Origin of the sequence: Streptomyces sp. WZ-12, from assembly GCF_028898845.1 — a bacterium.
In the GTDB taxonomy this organism is placed as follows: Bacteria; Actinomycetota; Actinomycetes; order Streptomycetales; family Streptomycetaceae; genus Streptomyces.
Genome location: NZ_CP118574.1, coordinates 3838280 through 3860276, shown reverse-complemented (window position 1 = coordinate 3860276; position 21997 = coordinate 3838280). Strand labels below are relative to the sequence as shown.

Genomic DNA, 21997 nt, shown 5'->3' with positions numbered 1-21997 from the left:
ATCCCAGAGAAATCCACCCACTCAACGGGAGGGGACGGGCCGGAGGGGGTGGTGTGCCAGACGTAAAGCGAAGCAGTCTGGCATGCCGCCCCCGGAGGCCCGTCACCGCAGCCGACAGCCCCGCGCAGCGGACCAGACAATTCGACCCGCCCCGCGCAGCGGACCGGCAGCGGACCGGCCCGCGCCGCAGGCGCAAAGGACAGCAACCCGCGCGGCGGGAGAGCCGACAACGTGGGGGCACGCCGACATCGGCGTTACAGGCGCCCGACGACGTGGTCGATGCAGGCCGTCAGGGCCTCGACGTCGGCCGGGTCGATCGCCGGGAACATCGCGACCCGCAACTGGTTGCGGCCCAGCTTCCGGTACGGCTCCGTGTCGACGATCCCGTTCGCGCGAAGGACCTTCGCGACGACGGCCGCATCCACGTCGTCGGTGAAATCGATCGTGCCGATGACCTGCGACCGCTTCGCGGGGTCCGTGACGAACGGGGTCGCGTACTTGGCGTCCTCGGCCCAGTCGTAGAGCGCGCGGGAGGACGCGGCGGTGCGGGCGACCGCCCAGTCCAGGCCGCCCTGGCCGTTGATCCACTCCAACTGCTCGTTGAGCAGGAAGAGGGTGGCGAGGGACGGGGTGTTGTACGTCTGGTTCTTCAGGGAGTTGTCGATCGCCGTGGGGAGCGAGAAGAACTCCGGGACGTGGCGGCCGGACGCGTGGACGGCGCGGGCGCGCTCCAGGGCGGCGGGGGAGAAGACGCCGAGCCAGAGGCCGCCGTCGGAGGCGAAGGACTTCTGGGGGGCGAAGTAGTAGACGTCGGTCTGGGCGATGTCCACCGGGAGGCCGCCGGCGCCGGAGGTGGCGTCGACCAGGACCAGGGCGCCCTCGTCGGCGCCGGCCACCCGCTGGATCGGGGCGGCGACACCGGTCGAGGTCTCGTTGTGGGTGAACGCGTAGACGTCCACGCCGGCTTCGGCGACCGGGTCCGGGTGGGTGCCGGGGTCGGCGGAGATGACGGTGGGCTCGGCCAGCCACGGTGCCAGCTTGGCGGCCTTGGCGAACTTGGAGGAGAACTCGCCGAACGAGAGGTGCTGCGACTTGTTCTCGATCAGCCCGTGGGTCGCGATGTCCCAGAACGCGGTGGAACCGCCGTTGCCGAGAACGACCTCGTAACCCTCGGGGAGTTGGAAGAGGTCGCGCACGCCCTGCCGTACCTTGCCGACCAGGTTCTTGACCGGGGCCTGGCGGTGTGAGGTGCCGAGCAGGGAGCTACCGGTGGCGGCCAGCGCGTTGAGCGCCTCCGTACGCACCTTGGAAGGGCCCGCGCCGAAGCGTCCGTCGGCGGGCTTGATGTCAGCGGGGATCTGGATATCAGCCACGAGGGGCAGCCTAAGGGGTCGCGCGGGTGCCGGGTGGAGAGTCCAGCCGGTGAGATGAGCGACAGTTGGAGTGTGGACACGGGGTGTCATGGAGGGCGGCTTGATGTGACCCGCTGTGGTCGCGGCCGGGGGCGCTACCGGCGGTCCGTCGCGACGGGGGATGCGTAGCGGGACGAGAGCGCCGCGGCGGTGTCGGCGAGGACCCGGCGGGCCTCGGGCGGGTCCAGGACCTCCAACGAGTCGCCGAACTGGAGGAGTTGACGGACGGCGGGGAGGACCGGGTAGCCGAGCTCCAGGATGGCCCAGTCGGTGGCGTCGTCCGTCCGCGGGGGCGCCGCTGCGCGCGGTCGGCCCGGCCCTCCGCGACGAGCTGCGCGAGATGTCGTACGCGGAGTCCGACACCATCCACCGCGACCCCGCCGACCCGCACGCCTACGACGGCGACAACGCGCTGCTCGACGGGTTGGACGCGGCGGCACTGCGCCGGGTCGCGGCGCTGACCGGGCCGGCCGCGCCGGTGATGGTGGTGACGCAGCTCAACCACTTGGGCGGCGCGCTGGCGAGCGGCCCGGCGGGTGCGGTGGGCCACCGGGAGGCGCGGTTCGCGCTGCGGGTGCTGTCGCCGCTGGGCGAGGCCGGCCGATCCCGAGGGGGACCTGGCGACCGTACGGGCGGTGCACGCCGAGGCGTTGGGCGTCGTCGAGCCCTGGCGGCTGGGCCGGAGCGTGAACTTCGTCCTCGGCGCGCGGCGGGGGCGGGCGGATGCCGCGGAGGTGGGGCGCAGCACCCATGGCGCGCCGGATCGTGCCCGGTTGGCGGGGCTCAGGGCGGCGCACGATCCGGAGAACGTGTTCCGCTGCCATGTGTACGACGGGGCGTAGGAGAGGCGGGGACGCGGCGGCGCGGGGCGATGGCCGGTCGCCCGTCCCGGCCCCGACTCTTGATCCGGGACGCCCCCTAGTGGGCAGGCTGGGGGCATGGCTGATCGCACGGAGACGGACAAGTACGAGGACGGCGGGCCGGAAGCGGGCGGGCGGAGCGGCGGCGGGCACCGCCCGGGCCGGTCCGGGACCGACCGGGCGGCGGCCGCCCGGCGGGACCTGGCGCGCGAACTGGCCGCGGCGGTACGGGGCGAGGTCTCGGCCGCCGCCGGGGACCGGGCGCTGATGACGATGGACGCCTCCAACTACCGGCGGGTCCCGGACGCGGTGGTCGCGCCCATGGACGCCGAGGACGTCGCCGCGGCCCTGAAGGTCTGCCGGGAACGCGGCGTTGCGGTGGTGCCGCGCGGCGGCGGCACCAGCATCGCCGGGCAGGCCACCGGCACCGGCGTCGTCCTGGACTTCACCCGCCATCTGCGCCGGATCGTCGCCCTCGACCCGGAGGCCCGCACCGCCGTCGTCCAGCCCGGCGTCGTCCTGGACGACCTCCGGGCGGCGGCCGCCCCGCACGGCCTGACCTTCGGGCCCGACCCGTCCACCCACAGCCGCTGCACCCTCGGCGGCATGATCGGCAACAACTCCTGCGGCTCCCACTCGGTGGCCTGGGGCACCACCGCCGACAACGTCCACACCCTGGACCTGCTCACCTACGGGGGCGAGCCGGTGCGGGCCGGCCGCGGCACCGACCACGAGGGCCGCCCCACCGGCCTCCCGCCGCGGCTGCGGGACGGCGTCAAGGCGCTGGTGGACGGCGAGTTGGCGCTGCTGCGCACCGGATACCCCACCGGCCTCCCGCGCCGCATCTCCGGATACGCCCTGGACGCGCTGCTCCCCGAGTCCGGCACCGACCTGGCCCGCGCCCTCACCGGCAGCGAGGGAACCCTCGGCGTCCTCACCGGGGCCACCGTCCGGCTCGTCGAGGCGCCCGCCGCCCGCGCGCTGGCCGTCCTCGGCTACCCGGACGAGGGCGCCGCCGCCGACGCCGCGCACACCCTGCTGCCGCACTCCCCGCTGACGGTCGAGGGCATGGCCACCGACCTCGTCGGGGCGGGCGCGGCCGGGCTGCCCGCCGGCGGCGCCTGGTTGTTCGTCGAGATGGGCGGGGCGAGCCCCGCCGAGGCCGCCGCCCGGGCCGAGGCGCTGTGCCGCGCGGCGCGGGCGGACGGCGCCGGCGACCACCTCGTCGTCACCGACCCGGCCGACCAGCGCGCCCTCTGGCGCATCCGCGAGGACGCCTCCGGCACGGCGACCCGGATGCCGGACGGCAGAGAGGCGTGGCCGGGTTGGGAGGACTGCGCGGTACCGCCCGCCCAACTGGGTCACTACCTAAGGGACTTCCGGGGTCTGCTCGCCCAATACGGGCTGCGCGGCACCCCCTACGGGCACTTCGGGGACGGCTGCATCCACGTCCGGATCGACTTCGACCTGCTCACCCCGCCCGGCATCCGCCGCTTCCGGGAGTTCTCCGGCGACCTCGCCGACCTGGTGGTGGCGCACGGCGGCTCGCTCTCCGGCGAACACGGCGACGGACAGGCCCGCGCCGAGCTGCTGCCCCGGATGTACGGCGACGAACTGGTCGGCCTCTTCGGGCGGTTCAAGGACCTGTGGGACCCGGCCGGTGGCCTCAACCCCGACATCCTGGTCCGCCCCGCCCGCCTCGACGCCAACCTCCGCTTCGCCCCGCTGCCCCAAGGGCCGGTCCCGGTGGAGTTCGGCTACCCGCACGACGACGGCGACTTCTCGGCCGCGGTGCGGCGCTGCGTCGGCGTCGCCAAGTGCCGTACGGAGACGCTGGGTTCGGGGTCGGCGGACGTCATGTGTCCGTCCTTCCGCGCCACCGGTGAGGAGCGGCACTCCACGCGCGGGCGCGCCCGGTTGCTGCACGAGATGCTGGCGGGCGAGGTGGTCACCGAGGGCTGGCGGGCCCCGGAGGTACGCGACGCCCTCGACCTGTGCCTCTCCTGCAAGGGGTGCCGCAGCGACTGCCCCGTTGGCGTCGACATGGCCACCTACAAGGCGGAGTTCCTGCACCACCACTACGAGGGCCGGATCCGGCCCGCCGCCCACTACGCCATGGGCCGCCTGCCGCAGTGGCTGCGCGCCGCGGCCCCCGCGGCGCCGGTCCTCAACGCGCTGGCCCGCACGCCGCTGGCCGCGGTCGCCAAGCGGGTGGCCGGGATCGCGCCGGAGCGGGAGATCCCGGCACTGGCGCGGGAGACGTTCCGACGGTGGTGGTGGCGTCGGCACGCCACGGCGGGTGCGCCCACCGGCGGCAGGACGGTGGTCCTGTGGCCCGACACCTTCACCGACCACCTCTCCCCGGAGGTGGGACGGGCCGCCGTCCGGGTCCTGGAGGCCGCCGGGCTGCGCCCGTTGCTGCCGCCCACCGCCCCCCTCGGGACGCGCTCCCCGTTGCCCCGCCTCCGCCGCCCCGGCCTGTGCTGCGGCCTGACCTACGTCTCCACCGGCCAACTCACCCAGGCCCGGGCGGTGATGCGGCGCACCCTGGACGCGCTGAGCCCGCTGGTGCGCCCCGGCCGCCCCCTGGTCGTCCTCGAACCGAGCTGCGCCGCCGCCCTCCGCACCGACCTGCTGGAGCTGCTCTCCGACGACCCCAGGGCGGCCCGACTCGCCGCCTCCGTCCGCACCTTCGCGGAGGTCCTGGAGGAACTGGCCCCCGACTGGGACCCGCCCCGCCTCGACCGGCCGGTCGCCGGCCAGACCCACTGCCACCAGCACGCCGTGCTCGGCGACGCCGCCGACCGGCGACTCCGTGAACGGGCCGGCCTGGAGGGCACGTTGAGCGGTGGCTGCTGCGGCCTCGCCGGCAACTTCGGCTTCGAACGCGGCCACTACGACGTCTCGGTCGCCTGTGCCGAGGACCAACTCCTGCCCGCCGTCCGGGCCGCGGACCCGGACGCCGAGCTCCTCGCCGACGGCTTCTCCTGCCGGACGCAACTCGCCCAGCTGGGCGACCGCGCTCAACTCGGCGGGCGCCGGGGGCGGCATCTCGCGGAGGTGCTGGCGGAGGCGTTGGATCAGGGTCGGGAGGTGGAGGGAGAACTAGAGGGGTAGCGGGCGGGTTAGCGGGAGGGCTGGGGACGGTGTGGGTCTGTATCCGTTGGTCTCCGGGCGTCCGCGGGTCCGTTGGGGGCGGGGCTAGCCCAGGACCTCGTGGGCCAGGGTCACCAGGTCCGGGATGCGGGGGTGGCCAGGGCCGTCGCGCCAGGCGAGGACGACCGGGACGGGTGGGGCGTCGGTCAGCGGGACGTAGGCCATCGCCGGGTGCGGGTGCATGCCGGCGGTGGCCGAGGTGGTGACCCCGATCGCGCGACCGCCGGTGATGGCGGCGATCCAGTCGTCGGTGTTGCCGATGGTGATCGTGGCGGAGGGGCGGGCGTCCGGGGGCCAGAGGTCCAGGGTGGTCGTGCCGGAGACCGTGTTCAGGGCGAGGGTGCGGTGGGCGAGGTCGGCGAGGGAGAGGGCGGGGCGGGCGGCCAGGGGGTCGTCGGCGGGGAGGCCGGCCACCCGGGGCTCGGTCGTGAGCTGCTCGGTGACCAGACCGGGGACGTGCACCTCGCCGCGGAGGAGGGCCGCGTCGACGTCGCCGCGGGCGAGGCCGGCCGTGCGGTCGTCGATGCGGAGGAGTTCGAGGGGGGTGTCCGGGTGTTCCTCGTGCCAGCGGCGGAGCAGCGTGGTGGTGTCCGCGCCGGCCGCGGACCAGGCGTGGCCCAGGCGGAGCGGCCAGCCGGTGCGGTGGCGGCCGTGGGCCAGGGCGCGGTCGAAGGCGGAGACGGCCAGGGCCGCCTGGTCGCGGAAGGCGAGGCCGTCCGGGGTGAGGGCGAGGTGGTGGGTGGTGCGTTCGACGAGGCGGGTGCCGAGGGTCTCCTCAAGCTGACGGAGGGTGCGGGAGACGGCGGGCTGGGTGAGGTGGAGGCGTTCGGCGGCGCGGGTCACGCTGAGGGTGTCGGCGATGGCGAGGAAGCAGCGGAAATGGCGCAGCTCGGTGCTCATGCGTGCGGAGCATAACAGCGGGCGAAATGGCATTTCAGGTGCCGGATCGGGGGCCTTAGCGTGGGGGTGTGAACGCTTCCCCCGGGTCCTTTGAGGCTGCGCCGTCGGGTCGGTCGTCGGCCGCGTCTTCGTCGTCTTCGTCCTCGCCTTCGTCCTCGCTGTCGTCCTGGTCCTCGTCCTCGTCGTCTTTGTTGTCGTCCTCCGGGTCGTCCGACGGGTTGGGGGGCGGTGGCGGGATAGCCCAGCCCGTGCCGGCGTCGCCCGAGGTGTTGTCGGCCGAGGCAGGGGCGGCGGCGCATGGGCTGGGCGGTGGCGGTGGCGATGGCGGGAGCGGTACGGCTTCGGCGCGGGCGCGGGCGCGGGCGCGGGCGCGGGCGCGGTTGGGGTCGGTGGCGTTGGTCATCGGCGGGATCGTGTCGGTGCAGTTCGGGGCGTCGGTGGCGGTGCTGCTGTTTCCGCGGGCCGGGGCGTTGGGGGTCGTGACGCTGCGGCTGATCGTGGCGTCGTTGGTGCTGTTGGTGGTGTGCCGGCCGAAGGTGCGGGGTTACGGGCGGGGGGATTGGGCGACGGTGGTGGCCTTCGGGGTCGCGTTGGCCGGGATGAACTCGCTCTTCTACCAGGCGATCGACCGGATTCCGTTGGGGGCGGCGGTCACGCTGGAGTTCCTGGGGCCGTTGATCCTGTCGGTGGCGACGTCGCGGCGGATGCTGAGTGCGGTGTGGGCGTTGCTGGCACTGGGGGGCGTGGGGTTGTTGGGGCGCGCGGGGTTCGATGGGCTGAATCTGGTGGGGGCCGGGTGCGCGGTGGCCGCGGGTGGGCTGTGGGCCGCGTACATCCTGTTGTCGGCGCGGACGGGGCAACGCTTCCCGCAGGCCGATGGGTTGGCGTTGGCGATGACGGTGGCGGCGGTGTTGAGCCTGCCGTTGGGGGTGGCCAGTGCGGGGGCGGCGCTGCTGAATCCGGTGACGGTGGGGTTGGGGGCGGCGGTGGCGTTGATGTCGTCGGTGCTGCCGTACACGTTGGAGTTGTTGGCGCTGCGGAGGCTGCCGGCGTCGGGGTTCGCGGTGATGATGAGCCTGGAGCCGGCCGCGGCGGCTACGGCGGGGTTCTTGGTGTTGGGGCAGGCGTTGGGGTGGGTGGAGTTGGTGGCCATTGGGTTGGTGGTTGTGGCCAGTGCGGGGGCCGTGTTGAGCGGGGCGCGACGCTGAGTTGAGGTCGGCTTCGGCCGCTGTTTGGTAGCTGCGGCTTGGTGGGGGCGGGCCCCTTGCGGGTTCCCTTACGGGGTGGGGCCGGAGGGGCTGTCCCGGGGTACGTCCTCGGTGCGGGCGCCTCTGGTCTGTGAGATGAGGAATGCCCGGGGCTTTGCTCCAGATCCTGCGGGCGCACCCCGGGACATCCCCTCCGGCCTACGCCGTTGCCGACTTTCCGCCGGTGGGCCTGCACGCCGGACACGCGCAGGGTGGGAAGCGGCCCGGCATGTCGTCGACGAGCTGTGCTGGGTCGTCGGCCCGGACGACGACGGTACGGAGCGGGGTGCGCTTGCCGGTCGTCGATACCCGGTAGACGGAGAGCGTCATCCGACGCGGGCTGATCTTCACCGGGGCCGCCCGCGGCGCATTTCCGTACGCTCACGAATCCAGGCGGCCAGCCGGAACACCTCGGAAGCGGAAATTCCGCCCAGTTCGACCCGCCCCCGTTCCATGACGGGATAACCGCCGCGGAGCGACGGAAAGACGAACCCGGCTGTTGCTAATGCCGACGCCAACTCCTGCGCGGCCTGCTGTCCTTGGGCCAAAGCACTGTCCCCGGATGAGGGGTTCTGCTGATTCATGCCTCCCAGCGTCGACGGGTCTGCATAGCCTGAAAAGTAATGACGCGCGTACGGAGCGTGTCTGTCGCTGTGCCCAAGGAGGCGTGATGAATGCAGGCGATGGTGGGGAGCGGGTGTCGACGGCGCTGCGGGTGTTCGGGACTCAGTTGAAGCTCTTCCGCGAAATGAACTCGCTGAGTCGCGAGGAGTTGGGGCGCCGACTTGGCTACGCGTCCCACACCATCAAGGCGTACGAGTTGGCCCAGCGCATCCCGGAGGCGGAGACGGTCGAGCGCGCGGACGAGGTGCTGGGCGCGAGGGGAGTGCTCCGGGCCGCGATTCCACTGCTGGAGGAGGCACAGTACCCGCCGTTCTTCCGGGACTTGGCGAAGTTGGAGCGGTCGTGTGAGCGTCGATGCTCGTACGAGACGCTGGTCGTGCCGGGGCTATTGCAGACGGAGGACTATGCGCGTGCGGTGATCGAATCACATGTCCCTGTTCATGCCGACGACCAGGTGGAGCGACTGGTTGCAGGCAGGCTCGAAAGGCAGGGGCTACTCACCCGCGGGGGCCGGCCGCCGGTGCACTTCGTCGTCGAGCAGTGTGCGCTGGAGCGTCCGATCGGCGGTCGGAAGATCCACCGAGAGCAGATGGCAAGGATCTTGGAGCAGCTACAACTGCGCAATGTATCCCTTCAGGTTATGCCTACGGACACCGAGGAACATCCGTGTATCGACGGCGCGTTGGTCTTGCTGGAGATGCCCGATTCGCGCACGCTGGGTTACGTCGAGGGCCATGCAAGGAGTCAGCTCGTGTCCGACCGGAAGAAGGCCTCCGAACTCGTGGAACGCTATGCCATGATCCGTACGCAGGCCCTGTCCACCAGGGAATCCATGCAATTCATCGAGAAGTTGGTGGGGTAGGAAATGAACAACGAACTGACGTGGTGCAAGTCGAGCTACAGCGGCTCCGCCGGCGGCGAATGCATCGAGGTTGCCACCGGCCCGGCTGCCTCGCGCGTCCACATACGTGACTCCAAAGACGCAACCGGCCACCACCTCACCGTCAGCCGCGTCGCCTGGGCTGCTTTCGTCCGCGACGCCGCTGGGTTCAACTCCTAGGGCGCGTGGATGCGGTTGATCCGCGCACTGGCGTTGCCCATCAAGCAATCCACCCAAATCGTCGAGCAGTTGGCGAGGTAGGAATGAACATCGACCTGACGTGGCGTAAGTCGAGCTACAGCGGTTCCGAGGGTGGCGAATGCGTCGAGGTTGCCACCGGTCCGGCTGCCTCGTGCGTCCACATACGTGACTCCAAAGACGCAACCGGTCCCCACCTGACCCTCGGCCCCGTCGCCTGGGTGGCGTTCGTGCGTTATGCGGCCGAAGTCGTGCCTGTCCGGAGGTAGTTCGGGGCGCGGGGTCGGCGCGCCGAGACGTTCCTTGGTGCGGCATGGCAGAAAATCATGCAGGCGTGCTTGATTGTTTCTCGTTGCGCTGGCACTCTCGGGGCCGCATCACCGCAGCGTTCAACGTGCCCTGCCCGTAGGGGAGATGGGCTTTCGGCGTGGATGAGGAGACCGGGCGATGGCCGATCCGCGGGAGGTTCGGGAGGTCCTTGAGGATCTTCGGGCCGAGGGTGAGGAAGTGGACGGGCTGGTGGCGGGGTTGCCGGAGGGGGAGTGGCGGCGGGCCACGCCGGCCGTCGGGTGGAGCATCGCGCATCAGGTTGCGCACCTGTTGTGGACGGACGAGCGGGCGGTGCAGTCCGCGGTGGACCCCGAGGGGTTCCGGCGGGAGGTGGCGGCGGCGTTGGCGGCGCCGGAGACGTTCGTGGACGAGGGGGCCGAGCGCGGGGCGCGGCTGCCGGCGGCGGAGTTGTTGGGGCGGTGGCGGGCCAGTCGGGCCGAGTTGCTCACGGTGCTGGCGGGGCGGCCGGTGGGCGAGAAACTCCCGTGGTACGGGCCGCCGATGAGCGTGGCGTCGATGGCCACCGGGCGGCTGATGGAGACCTGGGCGCACGGGCAGGACGTGGCGGATGCGCTGGGGGTGCGACGGGTGCCGACGGCCCGGTTGCGGCATGTGGCGCGGATCGGTGTCAGGGCCAGGGACTACGCGTATGCGGTGCGTGGACTGACGCCGCCGGAGGGGGAGTTCCGGGTGGAGTTGGTCGGTCCGGGTGGGGAGCAGTGGGCGTTCGGGCCGGAGGACGCCGGTCAGCGGGTGAGCGGGGCGGCGTTGGACTTCTGTCTGCTGGTGACGCAGCGGGTGCATCGGGACGATGTGGCGCTGGTGGCGGTGGGGGCGGACGCCGAGCGGTGGCTCGGGATCGCGCAGTCCTTCGCCGGACCGGCGGGGGCCGGGCGGGCGCCGGGCGAGGCGCGGCGGTGACGGGCGTGCGGGAGCCGCTGCGGATCGGGAACGCGTCCGGTTTCTACGGGGATCGGTTCGAGGCCGTGCGGGAGATGTTGACGGGTGGGGCGCTGGACGTCCTGACCGGCGACTACCTGGCCGAGTTGACGATGTTGATCCTGGGGCGGGACCGGCTGAAGGATCCGCGGTGGGGGTACGCCAAGACGTTCCTGCGGCAGATGGAGGAGGGGCTGGGGCTCGCCGTCGAGCGCGGCGTGCGGATCGTCACCAATGCGGGGGGACTGAATCCGGCCGGACTCGCCCGCGCTCTGCGGGAGTTGGGGGAGCGGGTCGGGGTTCCGGTGCGGGTGGCGCATGTCGAGGGTGATGACCTGGTGGGGCGGGGGTGGGGGGAGGGGGTCCTCACCGCCAACGCGTATCTGGGGGGTGCTGGCATCGCGGAGTGTCTGCGGGCGGGCGCGGACGTCGTGGTGACCGGGCGGGTGACGGATGCGGCGCTGGTCAGTGGGCCGGCCGCGGCGCACTTCGGGTGGGCGGCGGACGACTACGACCGGCTGGCGGGCGCGGTGGTCGCGGGGCACGTGGTGGAGTGCGGGACGCAGGCGACGGGTGGGAACTACGCGTTCTTCCGGGAGTTGGGGGACGTGCGGCGGCCTGGGTTTCCGGTGGCGGAGATTCATGCCGATGGCAGCGCTGTCATCACCAAGCACCCGGGGAGCGGGGGCGCGGTGAGCGTGGGGACGGTCACCGCCCAGTTGCTGTACGAGACGGGGGGTGCGCGCTACCTGGGGCCGGATGTGACGGCGCGGCTGGACACCGTGCGGCTGGCGGAGGTCGGGCCGGACCGGGTGCGGATCGACGGGGTGCGGGGGGAGGCGCCGCCGGCCACGCTGAAGGTCGGGCTGACCCGGATGGGCGGCTGGCGCAACGAGGTGGTGTTCGTGCTCACCGGGCTCGACATCGACGCCAAGGCGGCGCTGGTGCGGGGGCAGGTGGAGGACGCGTTGGGGCGTGTGAAGCGCCGTCCGCGGGAGGTGCGTTGGTCGCTGGCGCGGACCGGTCGCGCGGACGCGGGGGTGCAGGAGGAGGCCAGTGCGCTGCTGCGGCTGGTGGTGCGGGATCCGGACCCGGAGGCCGTGGGGCGGGCGGTGAGCGGGGCGGCGATCGAGCTGGCGTTGGCCAGTTATCCCGGTTTCCACGTGACGGCGCCGCCGGGGAAGGGCGCCCCTTACGGGGTGTTCGAGGCGGCGTACGTGGCGGCGGAGGGCGTGCGGCAGGTGGCCGTGAGGGACGACGGGGAGCGGGTGGAGGTGCCGCATGTGCCGCCCGTTGTCGGTGAGTTGGAGGTGGTGGCGGCGGAGCTTCCGGTGCCGTTGCCGGACGGGCCGACCCGGCGGGTTCCCCTGGGGATCGTCGCCGGGGCCCGTAGTGGGGACAAGGGCGGGGCGGCGAACGTCGGGGTGTGGGTCCGGACGGAGGACGCGTGGCGGTGGCTGGCGCATGAGCTGACGGTCGAGCGGGTGCGACAACTGCTGCCGGAGGTCGCCGAGTTGGAGGTGCGGCGCACGGTGCTGCCGAATCTGCGGGCGGTGAACTTCACCGTCGAGGGGCTGTTGGGGGAGGGGGTCGCCGCGCAGGCGCGGTTCGACCCGCAGGCCAAGGCGCTGGGGGAGTGGCTGCGCTCCCGCCATGTGGAGATACCGGAGGTGCTGCTGTGACGGTGCTGAGGAGTGCGCTCGATACCGCCGGCGCCGAGTACCGCGAGCGGCGGGCGGCGATGCGGGAGAAGCTGGGGGAGGTGGCGGGGGAGCATGCCAGGGCGTTGGCGGGCGGCGGGGAGAAGTACGTCGAACGGCACCGCAAACGGGGCAAGTTGCTGGCCAGGGAACGGATCGAGTTGGTGGTCGATCCGGACACGCCGTTCCTGGAGCTGTCGCCGCTCGCGGGGTGGGGCAGCGACTACGCGGTGGGCGCGTCGCTGGTCACCGGGGTCGGGGTGATCGAGGGCGTGGAGTGCCTGATCACGGCGAATGATCCGACGGTGCGCGGCGGGGCGAGCAATCCGTGGACGCTGAAGAAGGCGCTGCGGGCGAATGAGATCGCGTTCGCCAACCGGCTGCCGGTGGTCAGCCTGGTGGAGTCCGGCGGGGCCGACCTGCCGAGCCAGAAGGAGATCTTCATCCCGGGCGGGGCGCTCTTCAAGGACCTGACGCGGCTGTCCGCGGCCGGGATTCCGACGGTGGCGGTGGTCTTCGGGAACTCGACGGCCGGGGGCGCGTACGTGCCCGGGATGTCGGACCACGTGATCATGGTGAAGGAGCGGGCCAAGGTCTTCCTCGGCGGGCCGCCGCTGGTGAAGATGGCGACCGGCGAGGAGAGCGACGACGAGTCGCTGGGCGGGGCCGAGATGCACGCCCGGACGTCGGGGCTGGCGGACTACTTCGCCCTCGACGAGCCCGACGCACTGCGGCAGGCCCGGCGGGTGGTGGCGCGGCTCAACTGGCGCAAGGCGCACGCCGATCCGGGGCCCGCCGAGCCGCCGAGGTACGACGAGGAGGAGCTGCTGGGGATCGTGCCCGGCGACCTCAAGGCGCCGTTCGACCCGCGGGAGGTGATCGCGCGGATCGTCGACGGGTCGGACTTCGACGAGTTCAAACCGCTGTACGGGGCGAGCCTGGTGACCGGGTGGGCACGGCTGCACGGCTATCCGGTGGGCATCCTGGCGAACGCGCAGGGGGTGCTGTTCAGCGAGGAGTCCCAAAAGGCGGCGCAGTTCATCCAGTTGGCCAACCAGCGGGACATCCCGCTGGTCTTCCTGCACAACACCACCGGCTACATGGTCGGCAAGGAGTACGAGCAGGGCGGCATCATCAAGCACGGCGCGATGATGATCAACGCGGTGTCGAACTCGCGGGTGCCGCACCTGTCCGTCCTGCTGGGCGCCTCGTACGGGGCCGGGCACTACGGGATGTGCGGGCGGGCCTATGACCCGCGGTTCCTGTTCGCCTGGCCGAGCGCCAAGTCCGCGGTGATGGGGCCGCAGCAGCTCGCCGGGGTGCTCTCCATCGTGACGCGCGCCTCGGCCGCGGCGAAGGGGCAGCCCTACGACGAGGAGGCGGACGCGGGGCTGCGCGCCATGGTGGAGCAGCAGATCGAGTCCGAGTCGCTGCCGATGTTCCTGTCCGGGCGGCTGTACGACGACGGCGTCATCGACCCGCGCGACACCCGCACCGTCCTCGGCCTGTGCCTGTCCGCCGTCCACACCGCGCCGGTCGAGGGCGCGCGGGGCGGCTTCGGCGTCTTCCGGATGTGAGGTTCCCGTGACAACGACTGATTCCGGTGAGATCCGTTCGGTGCTCGTCGCCAACCGCGGGGAGATCGCCCGGCGGATCTTCCGCACCTGCCGTGAACGGGGCATCGCCACCGTCGCGGTGTACTCCGACGCGGACGCCGCGGCCGCGCACGTGCGGGAGGCGGACGTCGCGGTCCGGCTGCCGGGCGAGGCGGCCGGGGAGACCTATCTGCGCGGCGAGTTGATCGTCAAGGCGGCGCTGGCGGCCGGGGCGGACGCGGTCCACCCGGGGTACGGCTTCCTCTCCGAGAGCCGGGAGTTCGCCGCGGCGGTGGCGGACGCGGGGCTGGTGTGGATCGGGCCGCCGCCGGCCGCGATCGCGGCGATGGCGTCCAAGACGCGCGCGAAGGAGCTGATGGCGGCGGCGGGGGTGCCGCTGCTGGCGCCGGTCGATCCGGCCGCGGCCGGCGCGGGGGACCTGCCGCTGCTGGTGAAGGCGGCGGCCGGTGGCGGTGGACGGGGCATGCGCATGGTGCGCGAACTCGAAGCCCTGGACGGCGAGTTGGCGTCGGCGCGGGCGGAGGCGGCGGCCGCGTTCGGGGACGGCGAGGTCTTCGTCGAGCCGTATGTGGAGGGCGGGCGCCACGTCGAGGTGCAGGTGCTCGCCGATGCGCACGGCACGGTCTGGACGCTGGGCACCCGGGACTGCTCGCTCCAGCGCCGGCACCAGAAGGTCATCGAGGAGGCCCCGGCACCCGGGTTGCCCGACGGGCTCCGGGACGCCCTGCACCGGGCCGCCGCGCAGGCCGCGCGGGCCATCGACTACCGGGGCGCGGGCACCGTCGAGTTCCTGGTGTCCGGCGACGGCCGGGCGTACTTCCTGGAGATGAACACCCGGCTCCAGGTGGAGCACCCGGTCACCGAGGAGATCTACCGGCTCGACCTGGTGGCCCTCCAACTGGCCGTCGCCGAGGGCCGACCGCTGCCGGCCGCGCTGCCCGAGCCGCGCGGCCACGCCGTCGAGGCCCGGCTCTACGCGGAGGACCCGGCGGCCGGCTGGCAGCCGCAGACGGGCACCGTGCACCGGATCGAGGTACCGGACGGCGTCCGGCTGGACTCCGGCATACGGGACGGCGATCAGGTCACCGTCCACTACGACCCGATGCTGGCCAAGGTCATCGCCTGGGCGCCGACCCGCGCCGAGGCGATCCGCAAGCTGGCCGGCGCCCTGGACCGGGCCGAGATCCACGGCCCGGTCACCAACCGCGACCTCCTCGTCCGCTCGCTGCGGCACCCCGAATTCGCCGGCGCCGGCGGACTGGACACCGGGTTCTACGACCGCAACCTCGGCGCCCTGACCGCCCCGGAGACCGCCGGCGACGCGCTCTGCGCGCTGGCCGCCGCGCTCGCCGACGCACACGGCCGCTCCCGCTTCGGCGGCTTCCGCAACGTCCCCGCCGGCCCGCAGACCAAGCGCTACGCCCACGGGGAGGCCGTCCACGAGGTCCGCTACCGCCTCGGGCGGGACGGGCTGGACGCCGAGGGCTTCCCCGGCGTCCGACTGCTCGGCCTGGCCGCGGACGAGGTGGTGCTGGAGGTCGACGGGGTGCGGCGGGCGTTCGCGGTCGCCCGGTACGGCGACCGGGTGTACGTCGATGCGGCGTCCGGCGCCCGGGCGTTGACCGCACTGCCCCGGTTCCCGGACCCCGCCGCCCGTAGGGAGCCCGGTTCGCTGCTGGCCCCGATGCCCGGCACGGTCGTCCGGATCGCGGACGGGCTGGCCGAGGGCGACCGGGTCACGGCCGGCCAGGTGCTGCTGTGGCTGGAGGCCATGAAGATGGAGCACAAGATCACCGCACCGGTGGCCGGCACGCTGACCGCCCTTCCCGTCCGCACGGGCCAACAGGTCGAGGTGGGCACGCTGCTCGCCGTCGTCACCGATTGATCCGGCGCGCCCAACGGGGCCGTGTCGCGGCCCCGTTACCCGTAGGCACTCACTCACCGCCCCAGGAGCCGTCATGAGCAACGCCCTGAGCAACCCCGTGATCGAGTCCGAGGAACACCGCGCCCTGCGCGCCGCCGTCGCCGCGCTCGGCAAGCGCTACGGCCGGGAGTACTTCGCGGCCGTCGTCGCCGACGGCGGGCACACCGACGAGCTGTGGCGGGAGGCCGCCAAGGCCGGCTACCTCGGCGTCAACCTCCCGGAGGAGTACGGCGGCGGGGGCGCCGGAATAACCGAACTCTCCCTGGTGCTGGAGGAGTTGGGGGCGGCCGGTTGCCCGCTGCTGATGCTGGTGGTCTCGCCGGCGATCTGCGGCACGGTCATCGCCCGCTTCGGCACCGAGGAGCAGAAGCGCACCTGGCTGCCGGGGCTGGCCGACGGCAGCCGCAAGATGGCCTTCGGCATCACCGAGCCGGACGCCGGCTCCAACTCCCACCGGATCACCACCACCGCCCGTAGGGACGGCGGGGACTGGATCCTCAACGGGCGGAAGATCTTCGTCTCCGGCGTCGACATCGCCGAGGCGACCCTGGTCGTCGGCCGCACCGAGGACGCCCGCACCGGGAAGCTCAAGCCCTGCCTGTTCATCGTCCCGCGCGAGACGCCCGGCTTCGGCCGCAGCCCGGTACCGATGGAACTGGCCGCCCCGGAGAAGCAGTTCGAGCTGACCCTGGACGACGTGCGACTGCCGGCCGAGGCCCTGGTGGGCGACGAGGACGCCGGGCTGCTCCAACTCTTCGCCGGCCTCAACCCCGAGCGCGTCATGACCGCCGCGTTCGCCCTCGGCATGGGCCGCTACGCGCTCGCCAGGGCCGTCGACTACGCCCGCACCCGCCAGGTGTGGAAGGAGCCGATAGGCGCCCACCAGGCCCTCGCCCACCCGCTCGCCCAGTGCCACATCGAACTGGAGCTGGCCGCGCTGATGACGCGCAAGGCGGCGCTGCTCTACGACGCCGGTGACGACCTGGCCGCCGGCGAGGCCGCCAACATGGCGAAGTACGCCGCGGCCGAGGCCGCCGTCCACACCGTCGACCAGGCCGTGCACACCCTGGGCGGCAACGGCCTCACCCGGGAATACGGGCTGGCGTCCCTGATCACCGCCGCCCGGGTGGCGCGGATCGCGCCGGTCAGCCGGGAGATGATCCTCAACTACGTCTCGCACCAGTCCCTGGGCCTGCCCAAGTCGTACTGAGGCCGCGGTTCTCCGCTCGCCGAGCAGGGCGGTGCGCCGGCCCCCGGCACCAACGGGGCCGGCGTACCACCGCCCGGCACACGGGAAGGAAGGTCCCCGCGGCCCCCGCCGCACCCATCGCCGCCCCAGGGAAAGGACCCCATGGCGTCGCCGACGTCCCACCGCCCGCACGTCTTCCGCAGCGCCCACCCCGACGTCGCCCCCGTGGAGTTGCCGATTCACGAGGCCGTCCTCGGGCGCGCGGCCGCCCACGGCACCCGTCCCGCCCTCATCGACGCCCTCACCGGCGCCACCCTCGACTACGCCCGGCTCGACCGGCACAGCCGCCGCCTGGCCGCCGCGCTCGCCGCCTCGGGGCTCCGCAAGGGCGACGTGCTGGCCCTGCACAGCCCCAACTCCCTCGTCTTCCCCGTGGTGTTCTACGCCGCCTCCCGCTGCGGCGCCGCGGTCACCACCGTCCACCCGCTCGCCACCGAGGCCGAGTTCGCCCGCCAGTTGAAGGACTCCGGGGCGACGTGGATCGTCACCGTGGCGGCCCTGCTGGACGTCGCCCGCGGCGCCGCCCAACGGGCCGGCACCATCGCCGAGATCCTCGTCTGCGACCGCGCCGAGGGCCACCGCTCCGTCCTCGACCTGCTCGACGGCGACCACCCGGAACCGGACCCGAGGATCGACCCGGCCACCGACCTCGCCGCGCTCCCGTATTCCTCCGGCACCACCGGCACCCCCAAGGGCGTGATGCTCACCCACCGGAGCATCGCCACCAACCTCGCCCAACTGGCGCCGCTGATGCCCAACGGCGCCGAGAACCGCATCCTCGCGGTCCTTCCCTTTTTCCACATTTATGGGCTTACCGCCCTGATGAACGCCCCCCTCCGCCACGGCGCCACCGTCGTGGTGCTGCCCCGCTTCGACCTCCGCCAGTTCCTGACCGCCATCCAGGAACACCGCATCACCGACGTCTACGCCGCGCCCCCGATCGTCCTGGCGCTCGCCAAGCACCCGCTGGTCGACGCGTTCGACCTGACCTCCCTCAAGCGCCTGGTGTGCGCCGCCGCCCCGTTGGACGCCGCACTCGCCGCCGCCTGCGCCCGCCGGCTGGGCCTGCCCGCCGTCCTCCAGGCGTACGGGATGACCGAACTCTCCCCGGGCACCCACGTCGTACCGTCCGACGCCGTCGCCCCGCCACCGGGCGCCGTGGGCACCCTCCTGCCCAGTACGGAAGCGCGCATCGTCTCCCTGGAGACCGGCCGGGACCTCGGACCGGGTGAGAGCGGCGAGATCCTCATCCGCGGACCGCAGGTGATGAAGGGCTACCTCGGACGCCCCGCCGAGACCGACGCGATGATCGACGCCGACGGCTGGTTGCACACCGGCGACATCGGCCGGATGGACACCGGCGGCTGGCTCCATGTCATCGACCGCGTCAAGGAGTTGATCAAATACAAGGGCTACCAGGTCGCCCCCGCCGACCTGGAGGCGCTGCTGCTCGCCCACGAGGCCATCGCCGACGCGGCCGTCATCGGGGTCGACGACGAGGACGGCAACGAGGTGCCCAAGGCGTTCGTGGTGCGTCAACGGGGGGCCGCCCTCACCGCCGACGAGGTCATCGCCTACGTTGCAGGCCGGGTCGCCCCCTACAAGAAGGTGCGCCGGGTGGAATTCCTGGACAGCGTCCCGCGCGCCACCACCGGAAAGATCCTCCGGCGCGAACTGCGCGCCAGGGAAAGGAGTTCGACGCCCCGATGACGGACGTGGAGCGCGCCCACGAGCGCGGAATCACCACCCTCACCCTCAACTCCCCCCACAACCGCAACGCCCTCTCCACCCGCCTCGTCACCGAGCTGCACCGGGCCCTCGCGGACGCGGGCGCCGACGACGCCGTCCGGGCCGTGGTGCTCACCCACACCGGCACCACCTTCTGCGCCGGCGCGGACCTCTCCGAGGCCACCTCGGGCGCCCCCAAGGACGGCCCCCTCGCGCTCGCCGGCCTGCTCCGGGCCCTGGTGGAACTCCCCAAACCGGTCGTCGCCCGGGTCACCGGCCACGCCCGCGCCGGCGGCCTCGGCCTGCTGGGCGCCTGCGACCTCTCCGTCGCCGGCCCCGAGACCACCTTCGCCTTCACCGAGGCGCGGCTCGGTCTCGCCCCCGCGGTGATCTCGATGCCGCTGCTGCCCCGTATGGACGCCCGGGCCGCCGCCCGCTACTACCTCACCGGCGAGAAGTTCGGCCCCACCGAGGCGGCCCGGATCGGCCTGGTCACCCTGGCCGCCGACGACGTCGACGCCGAACTGGCGCCCCTCCTGGACGGGTTGCGCAAGGGCTCCCCCCAGGGCCTGGCCGAGTCCAAGAAGCTGGTGACGGCCCAGGTCCTGGCCGCCTTCGACCGCGACACCGACGCGCTCGCCGAACGGTCCGCGCGGCTCTTCGGCTCCGCGGAGGCCCGCGAGGGCATGACCGCCTTCCTGGAACGACGGGCCCCGGCATGGGCGCACTGACCCCCGCCCGCGGCGCCAAGGAGCCCCAGCAGGAACGCAGCCGCGCCACCCGGCTCAGGCTGCTGGAGGCCGCCGTCGCCTGCCTCGCGGAGCGCGGCTGGACCGGCAGCACGGTCTCGGTCGTCGCCGAACGGGCGGGCGTCTCACGAGGCGCCGCCCAGCACCACTTCCGCACCCGCGAGGACCTGTTCACCGCGGCCGTCGAGCACGTCGCGGAGAAGCGGCAGAGCGCGCTGAAAGCGGCACTGGCCCACGAATTGCCTCCGGCCGGGTCGCCGGCCCGTACCTCACGCATCGTCGAGGAACTCGTCGGCCTCTACACCGGCCCCCTCTTCCGCGCCGCGCTCCACCTATGGGTGGCGGCCTCCGACGAGGCCCAACTCCGCGACCGCGTCACCGCGTTGGAGGCCCGCGTCGGCCGCGAGGCGCACCGCACGGCGGTGGCCCTCCTGGACGCCGACGAGTCCGTCCCCGGCGTCCGCGAAACGGTCCAGGGGCTCCTCGACATGGCCCGAGGGCTGGGCCTGGCGAACCTCCTCACGGATGATTCGCCCCGACGCAGCGGGGTGGTCGCGCAATGGGCACGCATCCTCTCCGAGGCGCTGCCGTAGGGCCTGCGGCCGGCTGTTGCCCACGTGGTTGGCTGTCCCGCCGCGCGGGTTGCTGTGTTTTGCGCCTTGCGGCGCGGGCCGGTCCGCTGCCGGTCCGCTTGCGCGGGGCGGGTCGAGTTGTCTGGTCCGCTTGCGCGGGGGCGGGGGTGGGGTTGTTGTCCGCTGCGCGGGGCTGTTGGGGTGCGGTGACGGGCCTGCGGGGTGGGTGTGCAGGACTGCTTCGCTTTACGTCCTGCACACCCACCCCTCCGGCCCGTCCCCCTCCCGTTGGGGGTGGGTGAAAAACGGTGAGTGGAGTCTTCTCCCGGTGGGTCAACTCGGGTCGTTGGGTTGAGTGGTGACCGTAAGAGGACAGGTGGCCCAAGCAACCGGGCGATGACCGTCAGCGGACCACAGTGGCCAGCCCCATCCCAGAGAAATCCACCCACCCAACGGGAGGGGACGGGCCGGAGGGGGTGGTGTGCCAGACGTAAAGCGAAGCAGTCTGGCATGCCGCCCCCGGAGGCCCGTCACCGCAGCCGACAGCCCCGCGCAGCGGACCAGACAATTCGACCCGCCCCGCGCAGCGGATCGGCAGCGGACCGGCCCGCCGCAGGCGCCACGGCGGGAAAGCCACCAACGTGGGCAGCAGCCGGCCGCAGGCTCACGGCGGGAAAGCCACCAACGTGGGCGGCAGCCGGCCGCAGGCTCACGGCGGGAAAGCCACCAACGTGGGCGGCAGCCGGCCGCAGGCCCACGGCGGGAAAGCCACCAACGTGGGGGAACAGGCCACAGCCTAAAGGCGGGCAATCCCGTCGTAGCCGGCGATGGACTCCGGCCGTCGGCCCGCCGGTCCCACATAGCGGGCAGACGGGCGCACCAGGCGCCCGGTCCGCTTCTGTTCCAGGACGTGCGCGCTCCACCCCGCCGTGCGGGCGCAGGTGAACATGGACGTGAACATGTGGGCCGGGACCTCAGCGAAGTCCAGGACGATCGCGGCCCAGAACTCCACGTTGGTGGCCAACACCCGGTCGGGGCGCCGGTTGTGGAGCTCCTCCAGGGCCGCCTTCTCCAGGGCCTCGGCGACCTCGAAGCGCGGTGCGCCGAGCTCGCGGGCGGTGCGGCGCAGGACCCGCGCCCGCGGGTCCTCGGCGCGGTAGACGCGGTGGCCGAAGCCCATCAGACGCTCGCCCCGGTCCAGCGCCTGCCGGACGTAGGCGGCCGCGTCGCCGGTCCGCTCGATCTCCTCGATCATGCCGAGGACGCGGGACGGCGCACCGCCGTGCAGCGGCCCGGACATCGCGCCCACCGCGCCCGACAGGGCGGCCGCCACATCGGCGCCCGTGGAGGCGATGACCCGGGCGGTGAACGTGGAGGCGTTCATGCCGTGCTCGGCGGCCGAGGTCCAGTACGCGTCAACGGCCTTGACGTGCTTGGGGTCGGGCTCGCCGCGCCAGCGCTTCATGAAGCGCTCGACGACCGTCTCGGCCTTGTCGATCTCCCGCTGCGGAACCATCGGCAGGCCCTGGCCGCGGGCGGACTGGGCGACGTAGGACAGCGCCATCACGGCGGCCCGGGCGAGGTTGTCGCGGGCGGTCCGCTCGTCGATGTCGAGCAGCGGTTTCAGGCCCCATACGGGCGCGAGCATGGCGAGGGCGGACTGCACGTCGACCCGGATGTCGCCGGAGTGCACCGGGATCGGGAACGGCTCGGCGGGCGGCAGCCCCGGCGTGAACGCCCCGTCGACCAGCAGCCCCCAGACGTTCTCGAAGGACACGTGCCCCACGAGGTCCTCGATGTCCACCCCGCGGTAGCGGAGTGCGCCGCCCTCCTTATCGGGTTCGGCGATCTCCGTCTCGAACGCGACGACTCCCTCAAGCCCGGGAACGAAGTCGGACATCAGGCGGCTCCTC

Annotated in this window: 20 protein-coding genes; 14 read left to right on the top strand and 6 right to left on the bottom strand. The window is 73.0% G+C overall.

Annotation, left to right across the window (positions count from 1 at the left end; genetic code table 11):
* Nucleotides 1-254: 254 nt before the first annotated feature.
* Nucleotides 255-1373 carry a phosphoserine transaminase gene (gene serC, locus PV796_RS16210; protein ID WP_274913901.1) on the bottom strand — a complete coding sequence of 373 codons (1119 nt, stop codon included), beginning with the start codon at nt 1371-1373 and terminating at the stop codon, nt 255-257.
* A gap of 134 nt (nt 1374-1507) precedes the next feature.
* Complete coding sequence (locus tag PV796_RS42375; protein WP_446750600.1) at nt 1508-1852, bottom strand: hypothetical protein; 345 nt, start codon at nt 1850-1852, stop codon at nt 1508-1510.
* A 195-nt stretch (nt 1853-2047) separates the two neighbouring features.
* Between PV796_RS42375 and PV796_RS16200 the strand changes: the two genes are divergently transcribed.
* Complete coding sequence (locus tag PV796_RS16200; protein ID WP_274913900.1) at nt 2048-2254, top strand: hypothetical protein; 207 nt, start codon at nt 2048-2050, stop codon at nt 2252-2254.
* 96 nt (nt 2255-2350) lie between these two features.
* Complete coding sequence (locus PV796_RS16195) at nt 2351-5389, top strand: FAD-binding and (Fe-S)-binding domain-containing protein (protein WP_274913899.1); 3039 nt, start codon at nt 2351-2353, stop codon at nt 5387-5389.
* A gap of 84 nt (nt 5390-5473) precedes the next feature.
* On the opposite strand, the gene PV796_RS16190 is transcribed toward PV796_RS16195, so the two are convergent.
* Both PV796_RS16190 and PV796_RS16185 read right to left on the bottom strand, forming a co-directional pair.
* Nucleotides 5474-6328, bottom strand: coding sequence for a LysR family transcriptional regulator (locus PV796_RS16190; protein WP_274913898.1), 855 nt, complete (start codon nt 6326-6328; stop codon nt 5474-5476).
* 55 nt (nt 6329-6383) lie between these two features.
* Nucleotides 6384-6731 carry a hypothetical protein gene (locus PV796_RS16185; RefSeq protein WP_274919405.1) on the bottom strand — a complete coding sequence of 116 codons (348 nt, stop codon included), beginning with the start codon at nt 6729-6731 and terminating at the stop codon, nt 6384-6386.
* Here PV796_RS16185 and PV796_RS16180 point away from each other — a divergent pair.
* Nucleotides 6631-7536: an EamA family transporter gene (locus PV796_RS16180; RefSeq protein WP_274919058.1), complete on the top strand. Its 906-nt coding sequence runs from the start codon at nt 6631-6633 to the stop codon at nt 7534-7536. The genes PV796_RS16185 and PV796_RS16180 overlap by 101 nt on opposite strands.
* Before the next feature lie 386 nt (nt 7537-7922).
* On the opposite strand, the gene PV796_RS16175 is transcribed toward PV796_RS16180, so the two are convergent.
* Nucleotides 7923-8159 (bottom strand): hypothetical protein, encoded by a 237-nt coding sequence (locus PV796_RS16175; protein ID WP_274913897.1) that lies wholly within the window; start codon nt 8157-8159, stop codon nt 7923-7925.
* 86 nt (nt 8160-8245) lie between these two features.
* Between PV796_RS16175 and PV796_RS16170 the strand changes: the two genes are divergently transcribed.
* The 11 genes from PV796_RS16170 to PV796_RS16120 all read left to right on the top strand — a co-directional run bounded on the left by PV796_RS16170 (nt 8246) and on the right by PV796_RS16120 (nt 20105).
* The gene (locus PV796_RS16170) at nt 8246-9061 is read left to right on the top strand and encodes a helix-turn-helix domain-containing protein (protein WP_274913895.1); all 816 of its coding nucleotides are present in this window, start codon (nt 8246-8248) and stop codon (nt 9059-9061) included.
* Between the two features lie 3 nt (nt 9062-9064).
* Nucleotides 9065-9259 (top strand): DUF397 domain-containing protein, encoded by a 195-nt coding sequence (locus PV796_RS16165; protein WP_274913893.1) that lies wholly within the window; start codon nt 9065-9067, stop codon nt 9257-9259.
* An 83-nt stretch (nt 9260-9342) separates the two neighbouring features.
* A complete protein-coding gene (locus tag PV796_RS16160; protein WP_274913892.1) occupies nt 9343-9546 on the top strand; it encodes a DUF397 domain-containing protein in 204 nt (67 codons plus the stop codon).
* 178 nt (nt 9547-9724) lie between these two features.
* A complete protein-coding gene (locus PV796_RS16155) occupies nt 9725-10528 on the top strand; it encodes a TIGR03084 family metal-binding protein (protein WP_274913891.1) in 804 nt (267 codons plus the stop codon).
* A gap of 5 nt (nt 10529-10533) precedes the next feature.
* A complete protein-coding gene (locus tag PV796_RS16150) occupies nt 10534-12228 on the top strand; it encodes an acyclic terpene utilization AtuA family protein (RefSeq protein WP_274919057.1) in 1695 nt (564 codons plus the stop codon).
* Nucleotides 12225-13823 (top strand): acyl-CoA carboxylase subunit beta, encoded by a 1599-nt coding sequence (locus PV796_RS16145; RefSeq protein ID WP_274913890.1) that lies wholly within the window; start codon nt 12225-12227, stop codon nt 13821-13823. The genes PV796_RS16150 and PV796_RS16145 overlap by 4 nt, the downstream gene beginning before the upstream one ends.
* Before the next feature lie 7 nt (nt 13824-13830).
* Complete coding sequence (locus PV796_RS16140; RefSeq protein WP_274913889.1) at nt 13831-15747, top strand: acetyl/propionyl/methylcrotonyl-CoA carboxylase subunit alpha; 1917 nt, start codon at nt 13831-13833, stop codon at nt 15745-15747.
* Nucleotides 15748-15820: 73 nt separating this feature from the next.
* Nucleotides 15821-16996, top strand: a complete 1176-nt coding sequence (locus PV796_RS16135; RefSeq protein WP_274913888.1) for an acyl-CoA dehydrogenase family protein — start codon at nt 15821-15823, stop codon at nt 16994-16996.
* A 141-nt stretch (nt 16997-17137) separates the two neighbouring features.
* Nucleotides 17138-18745 carry an AMP-binding protein gene (locus PV796_RS16130; RefSeq protein WP_274913886.1) on the top strand — a complete coding sequence of 536 codons (1608 nt, stop codon included), beginning with the start codon at nt 17138-17140 and terminating at the stop codon, nt 18743-18745.
* Nucleotides 18742-19494, top strand: coding sequence for an enoyl-CoA hydratase family protein (locus PV796_RS16125; RefSeq protein WP_274913884.1), 753 nt, complete (start codon nt 18742-18744; stop codon nt 19492-19494). The genes PV796_RS16130 and PV796_RS16125 overlap by 4 nt, the downstream gene beginning before the upstream one ends.
* Nucleotides 19482-20105, top strand: a complete 624-nt coding sequence (locus PV796_RS16120; RefSeq protein ID WP_274913882.1) for a TetR/AcrR family transcriptional regulator — start codon at nt 19482-19484, stop codon at nt 20103-20105. The genes PV796_RS16125 and PV796_RS16120 overlap by 13 nt, the downstream gene beginning before the upstream one ends.
* A 775-nt stretch (nt 20106-20880) precedes the next feature.
* Here the strand turns inward: PV796_RS16120 and PV796_RS16115 are convergent.
* Nucleotides 20881-21984, bottom strand: a complete 1104-nt coding sequence (locus tag PV796_RS16115) for a citrate synthase 2 (protein ID WP_274913881.1) — start codon at nt 21982-21984, stop codon at nt 20881-20883.
* Between the last annotated feature and the right edge of the window lie 13 nt (nt 21985-21997).

Coding starts and splice junctions, on each gene's coding strand:
- PV796_RS16170 (WP_274913895.1), top strand. CDS start 8,246: ATGAATGCAGGCGATGGTGGGGAGCGGGTGTCGACGGCGCTGCGGGTG.
- PV796_RS16125 (WP_274913884.1), top strand. CDS start 18,742: ATGACGGACGTGGAGCGCGCCCACGAGCGCGGAATCACCACCCTCACC.
- PV796_RS16120 (WP_274913882.1), top strand. CDS start 19,482: ATGGGCGCACTGACCCCCGCCCGCGGCGCCAAGGAGCCCCAGCAGGAA.
- PV796_RS16130 (WP_274913886.1), top strand. CDS start 17,138: ATGGCGTCGCCGACGTCCCACCGCCCGCACGTCTTCCGCAGCGCCCAC.
- PV796_RS16190 (WP_274913898.1), bottom strand. CDS start 6,328: ATGAGCACCGAGCTGCGCCATTTCCGCTGCTTCCTCGCCATCGCCGAC.
- PV796_RS16165 (WP_274913893.1), top strand. CDS start 9,065: ATGAACAACGAACTGACGTGGTGCAAGTCGAGCTACAGCGGCTCCGCC.
- PV796_RS16155 (WP_274913891.1), top strand. CDS start 9,725: ATGGCCGATCCGCGGGAGGTTCGGGAGGTCCTTGAGGATCTTCGGGCC.
- PV796_RS16135 (WP_274913888.1), top strand. CDS start 15,821: ATGAGCAACGCCCTGAGCAACCCCGTGATCGAGTCCGAGGAACACCGC.
- PV796_RS16185 (WP_274919405.1), bottom strand. CDS start 6,731: ATGACCAACGCCACCGACCCCAACCGCGCCCGCGCCCGCGCCCGCGCC.
- PV796_RS16160 (WP_274913892.1), top strand. CDS start 9,343: ATGAACATCGACCTGACGTGGCGTAAGTCGAGCTACAGCGGTTCCGAG.
- PV796_RS16175 (WP_274913897.1), bottom strand. CDS start 8,159: ATGAATCAGCAGAACCCCTCATCCGGGGACAGTGCTTTGGCCCAAGGA.
- PV796_RS16195 (WP_274913899.1), top strand. CDS start 2,351: ATGGCTGATCGCACGGAGACGGACAAGTACGAGGACGGCGGGCCGGAA.
- PV796_RS16115 (WP_274913881.1), bottom strand. CDS start 21,984: ATGTCCGACTTCGTTCCCGGGCTTGAGGGAGTCGTCGCGTTCGAGACG.